This window comes from Acidovorax sp. A1169, from assembly GCF_030704685.1.
Classification (GTDB): Bacteria; Pseudomonadota; Gammaproteobacteria; order Burkholderiales; family Burkholderiaceae_C; genus Acidovorax.
On the sequence record NZ_JAUZDX010000010.1, the window covers coordinates 62,923 to 81,243 of the forward strand.

General features: G+C 67.5%; 15 protein-coding genes. 5 read left to right on the forward strand and 10 right to left on the reverse strand.

Features of this window, described 5'->3' with window-relative positions; all coding sequences use genetic code 11:
* Window positions 1-3: 3 nt before the first annotated feature.
* The 6 genes from QYL93_RS17175 to QYL93_RS17200 all read right to left on the reverse strand — a co-directional run bounded on the left by QYL93_RS17175 (window position 4) and on the right by QYL93_RS17200 (window position 7,185).
* The gene (locus tag QYL93_RS17175; RefSeq protein WP_305744768.1) at window positions 4-2,115 is read right to left on the reverse strand and encodes a TonB-dependent receptor; all 2,112 of its coding nucleotides are present in this window, start codon (window positions 2,113-2,115) and stop codon (window positions 4-6) included.
* Between the two features lie 53 nt (window positions 2,116-2,168).
* The gene (locus tag QYL93_RS17180; RefSeq protein WP_305744769.1) at window positions 2,169-3,332 is read right to left on the reverse strand and encodes a HupE/UreJ family protein; all 1,164 of its coding nucleotides are present in this window, start codon (window positions 3,330-3,332) and stop codon (window positions 2,169-2,171) included.
* Window positions 3,333-3,394: 62 nt separating this feature from the next.
* Window positions 3,395-4,531: a hypothetical protein gene (locus QYL93_RS17185; RefSeq protein ID WP_305744770.1), complete on the reverse strand. Its 1,137-nt coding sequence runs from the start codon at window positions 4,529-4,531 to the stop codon at window positions 3,395-3,397.
* 124 nt (window positions 4,532-4,655) lie between these two features.
* Window positions 4,656-4,895 carry a hypothetical protein gene (locus tag QYL93_RS17190; RefSeq protein WP_305744771.1) on the reverse strand — a complete coding sequence of 80 codons (240 nt, stop codon included), beginning with the start codon at window positions 4,893-4,895 and terminating at the stop codon, window positions 4,656-4,658.
* Between the two features lie 17 nt (window positions 4,896-4,912).
* The gene (locus tag QYL93_RS17195; protein ID WP_305744772.1) at window positions 4,913-6,466 is read right to left on the reverse strand and encodes a DUF4331 domain-containing protein; all 1,554 of its coding nucleotides are present in this window, start codon (window positions 6,464-6,466) and stop codon (window positions 4,913-4,915) included.
* A 173-nt stretch (window positions 6,467-6,639) separates the two neighbouring features.
* Window positions 6,640-7,185: a PadR family transcriptional regulator gene (locus QYL93_RS17200; RefSeq protein ID WP_305744773.1), complete on the reverse strand. Its 546-nt coding sequence runs from the start codon at window positions 7,183-7,185 to the stop codon at window positions 6,640-6,642.
* Window positions 7,186-7,331: 146 nt separating this feature from the next.
* On the opposite strand from QYL93_RS17200, the gene QYL93_RS17205 reads away from it, so the two are divergent.
* From QYL93_RS17205 to QYL93_RS17215, 3 genes are read left to right on the forward strand one after another with little or no spacing between them, the layout of a single operon-like run.
* Entirely contained in the window at window positions 7,332-9,392 is a 2,061-nt protein-coding gene (locus tag QYL93_RS17205; RefSeq protein WP_370876989.1) for an FAD-dependent oxidoreductase, read from the forward strand.
* A 29-nt stretch (window positions 9,393-9,421) separates the two neighbouring features.
* Window positions 9,422-9,862 (forward strand): nuclear transport factor 2 family protein, encoded by a 441-nt coding sequence (locus QYL93_RS17210; protein ID WP_305744774.1) that lies wholly within the window; start codon window positions 9,422-9,424, stop codon window positions 9,860-9,862.
* A 37-nt stretch (window positions 9,863-9,899) separates the two neighbouring features.
* Entirely contained in the window at window positions 9,900-11,582 is a 1,683-nt protein-coding gene (locus QYL93_RS17215; RefSeq protein WP_305744775.1) for an AMP-binding protein, read from the forward strand.
* Window positions 11,583-11,648: 66 nt separating this feature from the next.
* Here QYL93_RS17215 and QYL93_RS17220 read toward each other — a convergent pair whose 3' ends face one another.
* Both QYL93_RS17220 and QYL93_RS17225 read right to left on the reverse strand, forming a co-directional pair.
* Window positions 11,649-12,887, reverse strand: coding sequence for a sensor domain-containing diguanylate cyclase (locus tag QYL93_RS17220; RefSeq protein WP_305744776.1), 1,239 nt, complete (start codon window positions 12,885-12,887; stop codon window positions 11,649-11,651).
* Between the two features lie 158 nt (window positions 12,888-13,045).
* On the reverse strand, window positions 13,046-13,978 hold the full coding sequence (locus tag QYL93_RS17225) for a LysR family transcriptional regulator (RefSeq protein WP_305744777.1): 933 nt from the start codon (window positions 13,976-13,978) through the stop codon (window positions 13,046-13,048).
* Between the two features lie 107 nt (window positions 13,979-14,085).
* Between QYL93_RS17225 and QYL93_RS17230 the strand changes: the two genes are divergently transcribed.
* Complete coding sequence (locus QYL93_RS17230) at window positions 14,086-14,955, forward strand: DMT family transporter (RefSeq protein WP_305744778.1); 870 nt, start codon at window positions 14,086-14,088, stop codon at window positions 14,953-14,955.
* A gap of 124 nt (window positions 14,956-15,079) precedes the next feature.
* Here the strand turns inward: QYL93_RS17230 and QYL93_RS17235 are convergent, their stop codons facing one another.
* A complete protein-coding gene (locus QYL93_RS17235) occupies window positions 15,080-16,612 on the reverse strand; it encodes a sensor histidine kinase (protein ID WP_305744779.1) in 1,533 nt (510 codons plus the stop codon).
* Window positions 16,613-16,624: 12 nt separating this feature from the next.
* Window positions 16,625-17,356, reverse strand: a complete 732-nt coding sequence (ompR, locus tag QYL93_RS17240) for a two-component system response regulator OmpR (protein WP_007859588.1) — start codon at window positions 17,354-17,356, stop codon at window positions 16,625-16,627.
* A 217-nt stretch (window positions 17,357-17,573) separates the two neighbouring features.
* Here ompR and QYL93_RS17245 point away from each other — a divergent pair, with 217 nt between their 5' ends.
* The gene (locus QYL93_RS17245) at window positions 17,574-18,290 is read left to right on the forward strand and encodes an SIMPL domain-containing protein (protein WP_305744780.1); all 717 of its coding nucleotides are present in this window, start codon (window positions 17,574-17,576) and stop codon (window positions 18,288-18,290) included.
* Window positions 18,291-18,321: the final 31 nt, after the last annotated feature.

Here is an 18,321-nt window from a genome sequence, read left to right on the forward strand (position 1 = left end):
CTCCTAGAACGCCCAGCGCGCACTGAGCCGTGCGCTGCGTGGCTCCATGGGGTGCACATGGCGCCCCTCGATGCCGCCGCCCGTGCAGTCACCGCGCGCTGCTTCGCCCGCCGTGCACGATGCATAGAGGTACTCGATGTCGTTGCCCTTCTTGCCGGCCAGGTTGAACACGTCCAGGCCCAGCGTGAGCTGCTTGCTTACCGCATAGCGCGCGCCGGCATTGAGCACCGTGTTGGCGCGCGAGCGCACGGAGTTGAGTGTGTCCAGCGCGCGCGGGCCCAGGTAGCGCAGGCGCAGCGAGGCGGTCAGCGGGCCCTGGGTATAGACCGCGCCCAGGGCCAGCACGCGCTCCACCGCGTTGTCCACGAAGTTGCCTTCGCCCTCGGGTGCGGCACCGCGAAAGCGCGCGCGCGACACGGCGGCGTCGGCTTCCAGGCGCCAGCGGGCGTGGGGCTTCCAGCGCACCGTGGTCTCTATGCCGCGCCGGTAGCTGGCGCGGCCCGGCTCGGTGCTGCCGGCGTCGCCCACATACACCAGCTCGGAATCGAGCTTGAGCTGCCACAGCGCCGTGGTGATGGTCAGGTCGTCGCCAGGCTGGTAGCGCCAGCCGATCTCGCTGCCCAGGCCCTTGACCAGCGCGGGCACGCGGTCTGCGGGCAGGCCGCTTTGCGGGTCGGTCTGGATGGTGGCGCCGCGCACGTCGTTGCTGTGCGAGCCCACGCCCGTGTTCAGGTACAGCTCATGCACGGGAGTGATGGCCCAGGCCAGCCCGGCCTTGGGGCTTACCAGCGCATCGTGGCCACTGCCGCTGTTGGCTGCGCCGTAGACGGCCTCGCGGCCCTGCACGTCGTAGCGCAGCAGGTCACCGCGCAAGCCCGCGTAGCCGCGCAGGCGCTCGGTGAAGCTCACGAACTGCTGCGCATGCACCGACAGCATGTCCTGCGACACCTGGTCGTTGCGCACGGTGGACAGGCGCTGGCGGGCCGCCGTGTTGTACAGGCCCACCTCGGCGATGCGGTCGCCGCGCCACTGTGCGCCCAAGCTGAGCACGCCGTCCAGGCCGGCGATCCGGTTGGGCAGGCTGTGCGAGGCCTGGGCGCCGAATACGCGGCGCCGGTCCGACTGCTCGAACTGGTCACCGTTGACCGGATCACGCAGGAAGTAGGTGAAGTCGGAGAACAGGTGGAACCGGTAGTCGATGGCATAGGCGCTGATCTGGGTCTGGCCCTCGGGGCCCTTGTCGAACCATTTGCCTGACAGGCTCAGGCGCCGGGTGCTGCCGCCGTCGGTGGGGTTGAGCGAGCCGAAGCGCGGCAGCTCGCCGCTGTCGATCAGGCGCTCGGGGATCTGGTCGGTTGCGTTCCAGCGGTTGCGGTAGGCCATGCCCGTCACGCTGAAGCCCCGGCTGGGCGAGCCCTGCGCATAGCGCACCACGGCGTTGATCTTGCGCAGGCGCTCGGGCACGTCCCAGGGGCCATCGTTGCCTTCGAGCTCGATGGCGCCCAGCCAGGTCTGGTCGTCCCGGGTGCGCGAGCCGGCCGCCAGCAGGCGGCGCAGCTGATTGGGGCCCAGGGTCACCTCGGCGAATGGTGCATCGAGTGCGCTCACGTAGTCGAGCGACGCGCTGCCTGCCGTGGAGAAGTCGCCGCTGTCGGCGAAGTAGGGGCCCTTGCGGTAGCGCACGCCCGAGACCAGGTCGGGGATCAGAAAGTTCAGGTCGGCAAAGCCCTGGCCATGGCCGTGCGTGGGCATGTTGACCGGCATGCCATCCACCGTGACCGAGAAGTCGGTGCCATGGTCCAGGTTGAAGCCGCGCAGAAAATACTGGTTGGCCTTGCCATCCCCCGAGTGCTGGGTGGCCACGACCCCTGGCACGGCTTCGACGATGTCGCCGGGGCGCAGCTTGGGGCGCGCCTGGAACGACTCTCGCTCCACCGCGCCCTCGCTGGCGCTGTCGGCCAGGCCGATGCTCACATCCTTGGGGCCGCGCACATCGACCTCGGGCAGGTGCGTGGCCTGCTGGGCCCAGGCCGCCGTGGTGGCCATGCCGGCCACCAGAATGCCGAGCGCCAGTGGGCGCGGCGCTGGCATGCGAGAGAGCTTTTTATTCTTCATGTCTGCCTTTTTCATTGTCCAGAAGTCTTGCCGCGCAGGCTCCCGGCCCACCCTCAGCCAGAGAACGCTATACGCTGCACCGTCCAGTACAACGACAGCACGACCAGTGCCACCGAGCCGCCCTTGACCACCACGGTGCGGTAGCCCGCCCAGCGGGCCAGCAGCAGGGAGACGCCGCACCACACGGCAACCACCATGAGCTGGCCGGCCTCCACCCCCAGGTTGAACCCCGCCAGCGCCCAGACCAGCAGGCCGCCCGAAACGCCGGCCTCGACCAGCGCGCCCGAGAACCCCAGCCCATGCACCAGGCCAAAGCACAGCGCCAGCAGGTCGCTGCGCAAGCCCTTCACCGGAAAAATATTGAGCAGCGCCGAGACGCCGATGCTGATGGCAATGGCCGGCTCGACCCAGTTGCCGGACACCGTCACCCAGCCCAGGCCTGCCAGCACCAGCGTGACCGAATGGCCCACGGTGAAGCTGGTCACGGTGAGCAGCAGTGTCTTGACGCCGCCCCACGGCCCGGCCGCCGGCAGGGCCTGCGCTGCGCCCTGGCGGCGCAGCAGCGTGATCGGCAGCAGCAGGGCCAGCAAAAAGGCCAGGTGGTCGTAGCCTTCCAGGATGTGGTGCACACCCTCCGAGACGAAGTGCGCCAGCGTGGCCGGGCCGCTGCGGGCCGTTGCGGCCTCGGGTGCGGTGGCGCTGCCGCCCACCGCACGCAGGTCGGTGCGCGAGCGGCCGTCGGGCGCCAGCACGGCGGCCAGCGGCTGGCCACCCAGTTGCCCGCTGACCAGCAGGCGGTGCGTGGGGTCGATGGCCTGCATCAGGCGGTAGTCGAGCGCCAGCGCCTGCGTGGCACCGCAGTCGAGCACGGCCGCCATGCGCAGGTAGCGCCCGTCCGTGCGCTGCTCCAGCGCCTCGAAGCGCCAGGCCGGGGCCAGCACCGCATCGCCGCATTGCCAGCGGATGCCTTGGCCCACCCAGGCGGCCACCGCAGGCGTGGCCTGCTGGATCTCGCCCCAGGTGAGCTGGCGGTCGCCGTCGGCATCGAGCAGGTCCAGCCCGGCATCCACGTCCTTGAGCGCCAGCGAAAGCTGCAGCGCCACGGCGTCGGCGCGGGCGGGGTCGGCGTCACCTGCGCCGGCGCCGGCCACCCGCAGGTAGGCGTCGCTGGCCTTGTGCGCCCAGGCGCTGGGCGCTGCGGCGCAGGCGGCGGCCATGGCCCCGGCCATCGCCAGCCATCGCAGTGTGCAGGCCGTTCGTTGAAAAAGCGACGGCTGCATCACTTGTCTCCCCGTGCTTGCCAGCGGGCCAGGCGCGCGTCCTGCAGGCCCGTGCGCTGAAAGCTCTGCACCACCGCGCGGTGGGCGGCGGCGTCACCGGACTGCTCGGACGTCTGCAGCGCCAGCCACCAGTCCAGCGGCTCTTTCTGCAATGCCAGATTGGCCTGTGCGGCCTGCCAGGCCTCCCGGGGCTGGCCCTGCAGCCACAGCGCCAGCAGCGAGCGCTCGCGGGCATGGGCATCGAGGGCTTCGCCGCGCGCCGCAAGAGCTGCAAACCGGGCTTGCAGTTCGGTGGCCAGGGCCTGCGACTGCACGGTCTTGCCCATGAGCCGCAGGGCCTGGGCGCGGCGCAGCAGCACGGCGTCGCTGGCGGGCTGGGCCTTGAGCACATCCACGGCGGCGGCCGGGCGGCCCAGGCGCAGCAGCAGGTCGGCATGGGCCAGGGCGGTGTAGCCGTCGGGCGCCGCAGCCAGGCTGCTGCGGTAGGCGGCATCGGCTGCGTCGTCGCGCCCGGCGCGTTCCTCGCTCTCGGCCAGCAGCGACAGCAGCCAGGCACGGCCAGCCGGGTCTGCCGCCTGCCCGATGAGTGCGGTCAAGCCGCTGCGTGCCGCGTCGCTCTGGCCCTGCAGCGAGCGGCTTTCGAGCAGGCAGGCCGTGGCGTGCAGCGCAGCCCCATGTCGCGCCACGTTGCGGCAGGCGGTCTCGGATTCGGCATAGCGGGCGGCCACCCGCTCCAGCGTGGCCAGGGTCAGCCAGCCCTGCACCTGCGCAGGGTCGGCCTGCAGGGCGCGCTTCAGGGTGGCGCGCGCGGCGTCGAATTCATGGCGGCCTTGCTCCACCGTGGCCTGCAGCACCGCCAGTTCGGCGGGCGCATCGGGCTTGCCCCACCACAGGGCCAGCACGGCCTGGGCGCGGCCCAGGTAGCGGGGGTCGGCGGTCTCGCGCGCCAGGGTGATCCAGCGGCGCGCTGCGGTCGCGGCGGCCTGCGGCGTGGCCGGTGCAAGGCTGACCCGCTCGGGCAACACCTCGATCACCTCGTTGTCCGACGCGGGGCGCAGCTCCTGCACGGCGGCGGCCGTGCCCAGGCAGCACAGGGCAAGGCCGATGCCCCAGAAAAGGCGGGCAGGGTGTGTCATAGGAGTCCGCAGGTGTGAAGGGATGGGCAAGCAGCGGGCGAGCGGCGAGAAACAGGCCGCAGGCCCGCGCGGGCAACAGGCGGTGGCCGCACGCACGGGCATGCGGCCACCGCCCAGGGCGACGTCACAGACGGGTGTCTGGCTCGTCGGTGTCGCTGGTGGACAGCACCAGTTGTTCCACGGCCACGGGTTCCGCCGTGTCCTGCACGCTGGCCGCAATCGGCTGGGTGTAGGCAAAGGCGTTCACCGCTCCGGCACCGCCGTCGGGCCCGGCGTTGTCGCTGCCGCCGCCACCGCCGCAAGCGGTCAGCGCCATCGCTCCCACGGCCACCAGGGCGGCCTTTCGCATCGTGATGTTGGGCATGGTGTGCATCCCTCGCATCAGAAGTTCTTGGCGCCAGGCAGCGGCGTGTTCACGTACGGGAAGGCGGTGCGGTAGTCGGTGGCCTTGGTGCGCGCGCCGTCCACGAACTCGACCGCGCCGGCAGGCGCATCGGCGGGCTTGCAACCCACCTTGAGCGCATCGCTCGCACCGGTCAGGGTGCAGAGCGCACCCATGGCCACGCGCAGCGAGACGTCGACCACGTCATCGCCCAGGCGGCGCCCGTTGGGGAAGCCGGCGGCATCGCCTGCCACCACGCCCAGCGAGTTCTGCGCGCTGGCCGGCGTGGCGGCTATGCCGGTGTTCAGGCGCAGCATTTCCGCCAGCGGCCCGCCGGTACCCAGTGCCGTGATGTTGCCCGGGCGGTTGACGGTGGGCAGGCCCGTGAGGAAGGCCGTCATCAGGTCGGTGCGCGGGAAGTTGGTGGGCGCCTGCGCGCCGAAAAGCACCTGGATCAGGGCCGGCAGCGTGGGGTGGGTCACATAGTCGGCGAAGTTGGCGGCATCGTCCTTGGGCTTGGACGCATTGAACTTGTCCTTGTCCTTGAGGCCGATGACGACTTCATTCACCAGGGGCATGCCCAGGCGCGACACCTGGGTCCAGGCGCCGCCGGCCTTTTCGCTGGCCTGCAGGCCGGAGTCGGGCTTGCCGTTGAGCACACGTGCCTGGCGCAGGCTGGCCGTGGTCCAGCCGCCAATGACCTTCTCGCCCGATGCAGCGGTCAGGCAACCGGTGGGCATCTCGACGGCGAGCGAAGTCACGTTCTTGTTCGCGATCTGGCCTGCGCCGAAGGCCGCGGCATTCGATTCGCTGGTGATCACGGCGGCAGGGGCGTTCACCAGGTCGAAGATGGTGCCCAGGGATACCGGGAAGGGGTCCTGCCGCTGGCCCACGAACACCTTGCCCGGCGTGGCGCAGCCGGGCACGTTGATGCCGTACACATACTTGCCGGCATAGGCGTCGTAGGCGGCGGCGTTGCCCAGCGACTTCTCGCCGATGTAGTCGATGGGCTTGGTGAAGGTGGTGCCCCCACCGGCCATGGTGATCTGCTCGCGCTTGCCGGTGCGCCGGTCGCCACGCACGATGAACATTTCATATTCTTCGCGGTAGGACACCGGGTCTGCCGCAGCGCCCGTGATCCCGCCCGCATTGCGCAGCGGTATGGCCACCTTCTTGCGGGCGCCGTCCGGGCCGATGTCCAGGGTGATGCCGGCCCCGCCGTTGTTCAGCGTGTTCTTGAAGCGGAACTGCAGGGTGACGTCTTCTGCCGCATCGCCGTTGTTGTCGATGTGGATCTCGTACAGCGCATTCGGGTCCAGGCTGAAGTAGTTGGGCCCGCCATAGGGGTCCTGCAGCGGCAGGTAATTGGCGATCATGGTGACGAAGCCGCCACGCCCCGCCTCATAGCTGTTGAAGAGGTAAAAGTCCGCACCATCGACCTTGGGCTGGGTCGTGATGAAGGGCGCCTCTCGGTGGCTGGATGCCAGGCTGACGCCTGCCGTGCAGGCAGCAAGCGCTGCAAGCGCCAACAGACTGAGTTTCCTGATTCGCATAGAGATCTCCTCGTGGGTGTTCGACCGTGAGCGCAATAGCTCGCCCTCTTATACGGCCGGGACTTCCAGGCGGATGCAGTTATTTGGCCGCGCAAGGGTTAACACCTAATGCAGGTCCCCGGCCTGTACATCGCGCAGCCTTTGGCGGCGCTGAAGGACCGCTCCAAACGACGTCAGGACTTCGATGCCGGAGTCCCGCCCAGTATCTCCAGCGCCTCCTTCGATATCGCCAGCGACAGCTCCTCCTGCAGGATGCCGGCCTTGAGCACCAGGTGCTGCAGGCGGCGCTCGCGGCTCAGCGCCTTGCCCACAAAGTCGCGCTGCTCGATGCGCTGGTAGACGGCCAGCTTCTCCTGGTGCAGGGCCATGAGGCGGGCGATTTCCTTGTCCAGGCCCGTGGGGCCGATGGCGGCCTCGGCGCGCAGGCGCACCATGAGTTCGTCGCGCAGGGGCGTGGGGTCGTGCTGCTCGGCGATCCAGCGGCGCAGCTCCTTGCGGCCTGCGGGCAGCAGGCGGAACTGGCGCTTGCGGCCGCGGCCCGTCTCGGCCGGCAGGGCCTCGATCCACAGCGCCTCTTCAAGCCGCGCGAGTTCGCGGTAGATCTGCTGGTGCGTGGCGTGCCAGAAGTAGCCGATGGACTTGTCGAAGCGCTCGGCGAGTTCCGAGCCCGAGCAGGGGTGCTCGACCAGGGCGGTGAGGAGGGCATGGGGCAGGGACATCGGGCGGAAGGAGGCGGCCAGGAATTCGGAATCCCCGATCTTGCCTGAATCGCGGAGGGCTTCATTTGTTTCTGCAACCAGTTGCACAAACAGCGCGTCAAGGCTATATTTGTGCAACTGGTTGCATAAACAAAAGGAGACCCACGATGAACGCCGTCCTCGCACCGACCCGGGAGCCGTCCATGGCTTCCCCCTATCCCCACCTGCACGCCCCGCTGGACCTGGGCTTCACCACGCTCAAGAACCGCGTGCTCATGGGCTCCATGCACGTGGGGCTGGAAGAGGTGGCCAACGGCTTCGAGCGCATGGCCGCCTTCTACGCCGAGCGGGCGCGCGGCGAAGTGGGGCTCATCGTGACGGGCGGCATTGCGCCCAACGAGCGCGGCCGGCCCATGCAGGGCGGGGCCATGCTGGTCAACGAGCATGAAGCGGAGCAGCACCGCAAGGTGACGCAGGCCGTGCATGCCGAGGGCGGCAAGATCGCGATGCAGATCCTGCACTTCGGCCGCTATGCCTACCACCGCGACCTGGTGGCACCGAGCGCGTTGCGTGCACCCATCAACCCCCACGTGCCGCACGCGCTCACGGCGGACGAGGTGGCGCAGACCATTGAAGACTTCGTGCGCTGCGCCGCGCTGGCCCAGCATGCGGGGTATGACGGCGTGGAGGTCATGGGCTCCGAGGGTTATCTGATCAACGAGTTCATCGCGGCGCGCAGCAACCACCGCGACGACGATTGGGGCGGCAGCTATGCCAACCGCATGCGATTCCCCGTCGAGATCGTGCGGCGCACGCGCGAGCGGGTGGGGCCGAACTTCATCATCATCTACCGCCTGTCCATGCTCGACCTGGTGGAGGGCGGCTCCACGCTGGCCGAGGTGATTCAATTGGCCCAGGCCATCGAGGCGGCGGGCGCCACCATCCTGAACACCGGCATCGGCTGGCACGAGGCGCGCATCCCCACAATAGCCACCAAGGTGCCGCGCGCGGCCTATGCGTGGGTGACGAAGCAGGTGATGGGGCAGGTGGGCATACCGCTCATCACCTCCAACCGCATCAACACGCCCGAGGTGGCCGAGCGCCTGCTGGCCGAGGGCTGCGCCGACATGGTCTCCATGGCGCGGCCGCTGCTGGCCGATGCCGACTTCGTGCGCAAGGCACGCCAGGGCCGGGCCGACGAGATCAACACCTGCATCGCCTGCAACCAGGCCTGCCTGGACCACACCTTCGGCGGCAAGATCACCAGCTGCCTGGTCAACCCCCGTGCATGCCACGAGACGGAGCTGGTCATCGTCCCCACGGCTGCGAAGAAGCGCATCGCCGTGGTGGGCGCCGGCCCCGCGGGGCTGAGCTTTGCCGTCACCGCCGCGCAGCGCGGCCACGCAGTGGTGCTGTTCGATGCGGGCAGCGAGATCGGCGGTCAGCTCAACATCGCCAAGCAGGTGCCGGGCAAGGAAGAGTTCTACGAGACCCTGCGCTACTACCGCCGCCAGCTGGAGCTGCATGGCGTGGACGTGCGCCTTTCCGCCCGCGTGGCCGCGCAGGAGCTGGCGGGCCAGGGCTTTGACGAGGTGGTGGTGGCCACCGGCATCCGCCCGCGCACGCCCGGCATCGAAGGCATCACCCACCCCAAGGTGCTGAGCTACCTCGATGTGCTGCGCGACAAGAAGCCTGTGGGCCAGCGCGTGGCCGTGATCGGCGCGGGCGGCATCGGCTTTGACGTGGGCGAGTACCTCACGCACGAAGGCGAAAGCGGGGCGCTTGCGCCCGCCAAGTTCAACGACGAATGGGGCATCGACACCGGCTATGCCCAGGCCGGCAGACTGCGCGCCGCGCAGGTGGAGCCGCCCGCGCGCCAGGTGCACCTGCTGCAGCGCAAGGCCAGCAAGGTGGGCGACCAACTGGGCAAGACCACGGGCTGGATCCACCGCACCTCGCTGAAGGCGCGCAACGTGGGCATGAGCTCGGGCGTGGCCTACGACCGCGTGGACGATGCCGGCTTGCACATCCGCATCGACGGCCAGCCGCGTGTGCTCGATGTGGACCACATCGTCGTCTGCGCCGGCCAGGAGCCGCTGCGCGAGCTGTACGACGCGCTGCTGGCCGCGGGCCAGAGCGCCCACCTCATCGGCGGTGCCGACGTGGCCGCCGAGCTCGATGCCAAGCGCGCCATCCTGCAGGGCACCACGCTCGCCGCCTCCATCTGATTCAACAACATCATCCCAGGAGACATCCCATGACCGAAGCCTTGAAGAACATCCACCCCGCCGTCGCCCGCTCGCTCGACACCTGGCACCACATGGTGGCCAGCCGCGACCTGTCGAACCTGCTGTCCATCGTGCACCCCGACGCGGTGTTCCGCTCGCCCATGGCGAACACGGCCTACTCCTCGGCCCCGGCGCTGATGCTGGCGCTGTCCACCGTGATCCAGGTGTTCGAGGACTTCACCTACCACCGCCAGCTGGCCACCGACGACGGCCTGAACATCGTGCTGGAGTTCAGCGCGCGCGTGGGCGACAAGCAGCTCAAGGGCATCGATCTGGTGCGCTTCAATGAAGCAGGGCAGATCACGGAGTTCGAGGTCATGGTGAGGCCGTTGAGCGGCCTGCAGGCGCTGGGCGCCGAGATGGGCGCGCGGCTGGGGGGCAAGCTGCCGGCGTTCAAGGCCAAGACCTGACGCGTTCGTAAAAAAGAAAAGACAGGAGACAACGCCCATGACCGCCACCACCGCGCCGCCAGCATCGATGCCCTGGGAGGGCTCGTACCCTGAGGCCCTGCGCAACTACCAGCTGGACCTGGCGGCGCTGCCCGCCAATGCCGCGCAGCTGGCTGCACAGGCCGCTGCCGACCACGGGGACCAGCCCGCCTTCACCTTCGTGCTGCCCACCGGCGCCAATGTGGTGCGCAGTTTCAGTGAGATCGATGCGCTGTCAGACGCCTTTGCCGCCTGGCTGGTGCGCGGGCAGGGGCTTCAGGCGGGCCAGGTGCTGGCGCTGCAGATGCCCAACTGCCTGCACTATCCGATTGCGGTTTTCGGTGCGTGGAAGGCCGGGCTCATCGTGACCAACGTGAACCCGCTGTACACCGGGCGCGAGCTGCGCCTGCAGCTCGAAGACAGCGGCGCGCGCCTGCTGCTGGTGTGCGACATGTTCCTGCAAGTGGCGCGGCCCGTGGCCCAGGCGTTGGGCGTGCCGGTGCTTGCCGCCAGCCTGTGGGACTTCTTTGACGAACCCGTGGCGTCGGCCATCCGCGCCAAGATGGCCGGGCCTGCCGATGCGGATGCCACGTCGCTGCCGCGCATGGCCGATGCGCTGGTGCGCGGGCAGGCACTGCCGCCCATCGACCGGCGCAGCCACCCCGCGGCGCTGTACCAGTACACGGGCGGCACCACCGGGCGCAGCAAGGGCGCGGTGATCACGCACGGCAACATCCTGGCCACCTTGCGCATCACGCGCGATTTTCTCGACGCCTACGATGGACCGAAGCGCGGTGAGACCATGCTCACCGTGCTGCCCATGTACCACGTGTTCGCCTTCATGGTGAATTTTCTGGTGTTCTTTCAGGTCGGCGCGCGCAACCTGCTGGTGCCCAGCCCGCGCCCCCTATCCAACCTGCAAAATGCCTTCGAGCAGTTCGAGGTGCAGTGGACCGCCGGGGTGGACACGCTGTTCGCCGGCCTGCTGGCCGAGCCCTGGTTCCAGGCCGGACCACCGAAGCTGCGCTATGCGTTTTCGGGCGGCACGGCCTTGCGCACATCGACCGCGCAGGCCTGGCAGGCGCTGGTCTGCCCCATCCTTGAAGGCTACGGCATGACCGAAACCTCGTGCATCGTCTCGTGCAACCCGCCCTCGGCCACGCCGCGCCTTGGCACCGTGGGCGTGCCCATGCCGGGCTGCCGGGTGCGCGTGGTCGATGACCAGGGGCGCGACTTGCCCCAGGGCGAGCGCGGCGAGCTGCTGGTGCAGGGCCCGCAGGTGGTGGGCGGCTATCTGCACGCCCCCGAGGACAGCGCCAGTGCGCTGGTGGGCGGCTGGCTGCACACCGGCGACATCGCGCAGCTGGAGGAGGGCGGTTTCATCCGCATCGTGGACCGCAAGAAGGACATGATTCTCGTCTCGGGCTTCAACGTCTACCCCAACGAGGTGGAAGATGTGCTGGCTGCCCACCCCGACATCGCCGAGGCCGCCGTCATCGGTGTGCAGGATGCCGGTACCGGCGAGGCCGTGCGCGCCTTCGTGGTCGCGCGCAACCCGGCGCTCACCGCAGAGGACGTGGAGCGCCACTGCCGCACCCAGCTCACGGCGTACAAGGTGCCGCGGCAGATCGTGTTCCGCGATCAGCTGCCCAAGTCGCCGGTGGGCAAGATCCTGAGGGCGTCGCTGCGCGAGGTGGGCTGACCTGATCCAGGTGTGGCGGTTGCACCCACCGCGCATTCCCGAGACTGAATGGCCTTGCGACTCTGGCTAAACCACCTTGTCGATCGGGCGCGTTGTGGATGTGCTTGCGCTCTGGGTGGGCTGATTGCCCTGGGCGATTGGGGGCCATTCGATCCGGTTGCGCCCAGCTGCTTTGCCACGGTAGAGGGCGGCGTCGGCTTCTCGCATGGCGTCCTCGAAGGCATGTGCGCCAGCGAATGGGTTTGAAACCCCAATCGTCACCGTGCAGTGCAGTGGATGGGCTGCGCCAGCGGTATGGACTGCTTGATTTTCGATGGCTGCGCGCAAGCGCTCGGCCAGGTGCCTGACTCCGTGAACGTCGGAGTCCAGACAGATGACCAGGAATTCTTCCCCACCGATACGGCCTGCCAGGTCGCCCCGGCGCACAGCGCCTCGAAGTACCTCCGCCATGTGGCGCAGCACGGTATCTCCGATGGGGTGGCCATGGGTGTCGTTGATGCGTTTGAAGTGGTCGACGTCAACCAGCAGCAGGTATGCAGGCTCGGCCTTGCGGGAGTTGAAATACAGCTGCAGCGCTTCTGTGAGTCCGCGGCGGTTGAGTAGCTGTGTCAGGGGGTCACGCGCAGCGATGTTGCGCAGCTCATCGGTCAAGCGGCGCAGTACCAGCCAAATGATCGAAGGTGGTAACACCGTGGCCAGGGACGACATGTAGATGTAGAACACCAATTGAAAATTGCCGTCCATCTGCAGTGCATCCAGACCGCCATCGAGGCCTGCATCCACAAGCCTCATGAACTTGAGTGCATTGAGTACGCAGATGCCGCCAATGAGGGCTGCAAAAAATACCATCTCCGCGTACAGATCTTTGGCAAATGTGCGCACGCCATAGACCACGGTGATGACCATGGCCAGGAACAGCAGCGCAGACATGCCTGAGAGCATGGCGTAGCGGGCAACGGGGCCCAGGCCCCATTGCACCAGCACCTGCGCGGCGCTGTAGGTCGCGGCAACCGCAAGCATTGGGCGCCACACAGGGACAGAGCGTCCAAAAAAACGCATGGCACCCAGCCAATAAGCCACTGGTGCGGCCAGTGTCAAGGTGTGATTGACGACGCTCATCAAGCTCCAGGCGGGGCCTCCTTCAGCCAATTGCAGCACATAGGCACAGCCCAACAGAAGATTGCCCATCGCAAAAATGTTCATCCCCATCTTTTTGCCGTGCAGGCGTTTGCTGACGAGCCAAAACATCACCGAAAAGCACAGCAGGTGTGTGCACAGCATGCCGACGAGAATGGTTGCAACCATGTTGACGTGGAAAGGTGGGACGGAGCAGTCGGCCTGGGCGGGAACCTGCGATGCATCGCTTCGGTATGGCGGCTCAGGAGCGGTTCAATTCTGGGTCAGTGTAACGATCGGTATCGCCAAGGATTGTGCGAGTTGAATCATCGTGCGGCCTGGGACACCTAGTCCAGCTCTGCCTGGATCGCTGCGCTGATGTCGTCCACAAACAAGCGCGTTTTGGCGGGGATCAATCGCCCTGGTGGCAACACTGCGTAGATCCCTCCTGATCCCCATCCCTGCCACCCGCTCAGTATCTGAACCAGTGCGCCTTCTCGCACGGCAGCACTGGCCAGCCAGTCCGGTGTGAGGACGATGCCTGCACCTGCAATCGCTGCCTGCAACAGCGACTCGGAGTTGTCGGCCGACAGCGAGCCGGCAGGCCTGACGGTTCGCTGCTGTCCGTCACTCTTGAGTATCCAATCCGGCCAACTGGCATGGTGGATGAAACTCAGGCATGCGTGCTGCTCCAGATCGCCCGGGTCCTGGGGCTCACCGTGCGCGGCGAGGTAGGACGGTGCGGCGTACAGCAAGGTGCGAAAGGATGCAATCTGGCGTGCGATGAGAGTGCTGTCGCGCAGCACGCCGACACGGATGGCCACGTCGAATCCCTCTGCGACCACATCGACATAGCGATCTGAAAAGCGAGCGTCCATCCGAATCTTGGGGTGCTCGCGAAGAAAGGCGGGGAAGTGCGGCGCAACCAGTCGCCTGCCGAAGGTGACCGGCAGCGAGATGCGCAGCAAGCCCTGCGGGCTCGAAGCAAAGTTGCTCGCCTCTTGTCCAGCGCTTTCCAGCCCGTCCAGCAGCGCGCGAACCCGCTGGTAGTACAGCGTCCCGACCTCTGTCAGCGCGACTTTGCGGGTGGTGCGCGACAACAGGCGAACCCCCAGCCGCTGCTCCAACTGCCCCATCCGGCGCGACACAATCGTGGCATCGCGCCCAACGATCTTTGCGGCCCCTGTGAAGCTGTGCGCTTGCACCACCGCGACGAAAGTGGAGAGTTCGTCCAGGCTCAGCCCTGGCATCGATTCCTGCATTTTTTGCATGACGTTCATTCTTCGATGGCCGATTGTCATTTTGGGGTGCAGTGATAGTCTAAGCCCCTCAGGCCTACACCGAGAAAAGGGCCACTTCCAAGCACGCCAACCACAGGCCTCGCCACATGTCGCTCGAACGAATCGCTCCCAGCCTATTTGCCTTCCTCTGGTCGACAGGCTGGATCGCCGCGAAATTCGGCGCGGGAGTGGCTGGCCCCATGGTGTTCCTGAGCCTGCGGTTTGGCGCTGCCGCAATGCTGATGCTCCTGCTCTGCCGGCTTCAGCGCGTCCCATTTCCACGGGATCTTCGGCTGATGGCGGTGTCCATGCTCTCTGGCGTGTTGCTGCACGGGCTCTATCTGGGGGCGGTATGGTGGGCCATCGCCCAAGGCGTTCCTGCCGGGCTTTCGGGCGTGATTGCAGCGCTGCAGCCGCTGCTCACGGCCATTCTTGCCGTGCATCTGATCGGAGAGCGGCTCAGCCGCAACCAGAAGACGGGATTGCTCATCGGATTCGCAGGGGTCGCCGTGGCCATTGCCCCCAACATTCTCGCGGCAAGTGCTGCAAGCATCGCGGCCTGGGCCATCCTCATCAATGTCCTGGGGATGATCTCGGTCAGCTACGGGACCATCTACCAAAAGAAAAAGCTCGGCGGTCACGACTTGCGTGTCGTCGTGACCTACCAGTACCTGGGTGCATTGTTCGTCACCTTGCCGCTGTCGTTTCTACTGGACACCTGGACGATCGACTTCGGCTGGGTGTTCTGGTCCGTCATGGCGTGGTCGGTCCTGGCCAATTCCCTGGTCGGCATTCTTCTGCTGCTCTATCTGCTGCGCCAAGGGCAGGCGTCCCGCGCCGCTGCGCTGGTGTACCTTGTCCCCGCGCTGACCGCGTTGCAGGCATTGATCGCCTTTGGCGAGGTTCCCAGCATGCCCATGGTGATAGGTGCTGCAATCACCATTTTTGGTGTTTACCTGACCAATCGCTCTGCCTGAATGGCGGTGGGGAGGGATGGCCTCCCGAGATGCGCAGGAGTGATCTCGCCGACCCCGAGTTGAAAGAACCTCGCAGGACCACCGCCGTGAACTGTGGGTGGCCTGCTGTGGTGACTGCCGCTGCCTACACCTTGTCTTCCGCCCGCCGGCGCGGTAGGTGCCGCTTGATGCTGGGGCGCTGCAGGCGCTGCTTGGGGTCCACGCCATCAGGCAGCTCGCTGGCGCGCTGCAGCTGGATGTGGGCCACCAGGCCGCCGGTGCTGCTGTTGGCCAGCGCGAAGATGCCGCCCATGCGCTGCACCGTCTTGTCCACGATGGACAGGCCCAGCCCTGCACCGGCAGCGGCGGTGCGCGCCGAGTCGCCGCGGAAGAAGGGCTTGGTGAGGTTGGACAGCTGCTCGGGCGGCACGCCCAGGCCGTGGTCGCGAATCTTCACCAGCACCCAGTTCTCGCGGCCCTTGGCGACGATGTCGACGTTGGCCACGCCGGTGTCCTCGCCCTTGCCGTAGCGGCGCGCGTTCTCCAGCAGGTTGGAGATCACGCGGGCCAGCTCCACCTCGTCGGCCAGCACGTTCAGGTCCTCGGGGATGGTCATGGCGATCTGCAGCTCGCGGTGGTCCTGCACGGCGTACACGCACGACGAGACCACGGCATGCAGGTTCACGGGCGTGAGGGTCACGTGGTCGGGCCGCGCATAGTCGAGGAACTTGTCGATGGTGGCATCAAGCTGCACGATGTCGGCCACCATGTGCTCGCGCGCCACGTCGTCGTTCACGCTCATCTCGGTTTCGAGCCGGAGGCGAGCCAGCGGCGTGCGCAGGTCGTGCGAGATGCCGGCCAGCATCACCGCGCGGTCCTGCTCGAGCTTGGCGAGCTTTTGCGCCATGCGGTTGAAGCCGATGTTCACTTCGCGGATCTCGCTGGTGACCACCTCTTCATCCAGGTGGCTGGCGGCAAAGTCGCCGTCGCGTACGCGGTTGGCGGCATACGACAGCTGCTTGAGCGGCCGGTTGATCAGCCGCGCAATGGCCGCTGCACCCGCCAGCGACAGCGCGCCTGCGGTGATGAGCCAGATGAGCCAGGTGCGCCCGCCCGCAGGGCTGAAGCGCGAGCGGTCCATCAGCAGCCAGTTGGGGTCGCCGTTGATGTTGAAGCCGACCCACAGGCCAGGCTCGCCGTTGACGCTCTGGGCCACGATGGTGTCGGGGCCCAGGCGCTGGGTGAGCTCATCGGTGAGGCGGTTGCCCAGCGCCGTGCCGTCGAGCAGGGCAAACTGGTCCTTGGGTTCGCGCGGGAGGATGCGCACACCCTCCTGGTCGGCCATGGTCTTGATGAGCGAGACGCGCGCAATCGCGTCCGAGTGCACCAGCGCGGCGCGGCTCAGATTCACCAGCGAGGCGATCTGCTGCGCGGTATGCAGGGTGCGGGGCTCGAACTCGAGCGCGCGCAGCGTTTGCAGCCACGCCAGGATGCTGCCCACCAGCAGCAAGGCCAGAAGGAAGAAGGTGCGCCAGAAGAGGTTAAGCCCGACGCGCGCCTTTTGCTCGCGCGCCAGGCGCACAGCTTCAAGCGGGGCCGGGCTGGTGGCATCGGTCGGCGCGGTCACGGAGGGAGAAGGGCGCGGTGCAGACCGCCCCTTGGCGCCGGAAATGGACATATCCCTCGATTATCAGCTCGTGCCGTCCGGCACGAACACGTAGCCCACACCCCACACGGTCTGGATGTAGCGCGGTGCGGCGGCGTCCACCTCGACCAGCTTGCGCAGGCGCGAAACCTGCACATCGAGGCTGCGGTCAAAGGGCTCGAACTCGCGGCCACGGGCCAGCAGGGCCAGCTTTTCACGCGACAGCGGCTGGCGCGGGTGGCGCACCAGGGCCTTGAGCATGGCGAACTCGCCGGTGGTCAGGGGCAGCTCTTCGCCGCTGCGCTGCAGGGCGCGGGTGCCCAGGTCGAACGTGAAGGGGCCAAAGTTGACCACCTCGTTGTCGCCCGAAGGGGCGCCCGGCGCCTCTTGCGCGGGGCGGCGGCGCAGCACGGCGTGCACGCGGGCCAGCAGCTCACGGGGGTTGAAGGGCTTGCCCAGGTAGTCGTCGGCGCCCACTTCCAGGCCCACGATGCGGTCCACATCCTCGCCCTTGGCGGTGAGCATGATGATGGGCGTGCGGTCGTTGGCGGCGCGCAGGCGCCGGCAGATGGACAGGCCGTCTTCGCCGGGCATCATCAGGTCGAGCACGATGAGGTCCACGGTTTCGCGCAGCAGCAGGCGGTTGAGGGCCTTGCCATCTTCGGCGACCATCACCTCGAAGCCTTCCTGCGTGAGATAGCGGCGCAGCAAGTCGCGGATGCGTGCGTCGTCGTCCACGACGAGAATCTTGTCGGTGCGGTTGGTTGTTGTGGCCATGTTGATCCCAAGTCCAATTTGTAACAGAGCCGATTCTGACTACTTGGAACGCCAAAGTTCGGTTTTTGGGGTCATCTTTGACCAACTGTTACAAGTTTTGCGGAGCTTCGCACAGTTGCCACCCCCTGTTCACCGGGGGTGCTGCCACAGCGGTTATGGTGGCGGCCTGCGTGGCCCGGTTGCCGGCCGCGCCCCTTTCATCGACGAAGGTTTACCCATGAAAAAAATCGCCATCCGCCTGATCACCACCGCCGCCTTGCTGGCCTGTGCGGGCACCGCCATGGCCCAGGCCACGGCGCCGCAGGAGCTGCGCAACGTGGTGCAGCTGTCGGCCACGGGCACCGTGGAGGCGCAGCAGGACCTGCTGGTGGTCACCCTCGCCACCAGCAAGGAGGGCGCCGATGCCAGCGCCGTGCAGGCCCAGCTCAAGCAGGCGCTCGACGCTGCGCTCGCCGAAGCCAAGCGCAATGCCCAGCCCGGGCAGCTGGATGTGCGCACGGGCCCCTTCGGCCTGTACCCGCGCTATGCCAAGGACGGCAAGATCAACGGCTGGCAGGGCCGCGCCGAGCTGGTGCTGGAGGGGCGTGACTTCTCGCGCATCACCACCACGGCCGGCAAGGTGCAGACCATGGCCATCAGCCAGTTGGCGTTTGCCCTGTCGCGCGAGGCCCGTGCCAAGGTCGAGGGCGAGGCCCAGACCCAGGCCATCGAGCAGTTCAAGTCGCGCGCGGCCGAGCTGGCCAAGGGCTTCGGCTTTGCCAACTACAGCCTGCGCGAAGTGGCGGTGAACAGCAATGAGATGTCCCCCGGCCCGCGCCCGCGCATGATGGCGATGGAGGCCAAGGCCTCGTCGTTCTCCGACTCGGCCGTGCCGGTGGAGGCGGGCAAGGCGCAGGTGGTCGTGACCGTGTCTGGCTCCGTCCAGATGCGCTGAGGCAGGCCAGGGCGGCCTGCTGCCGCCCTGG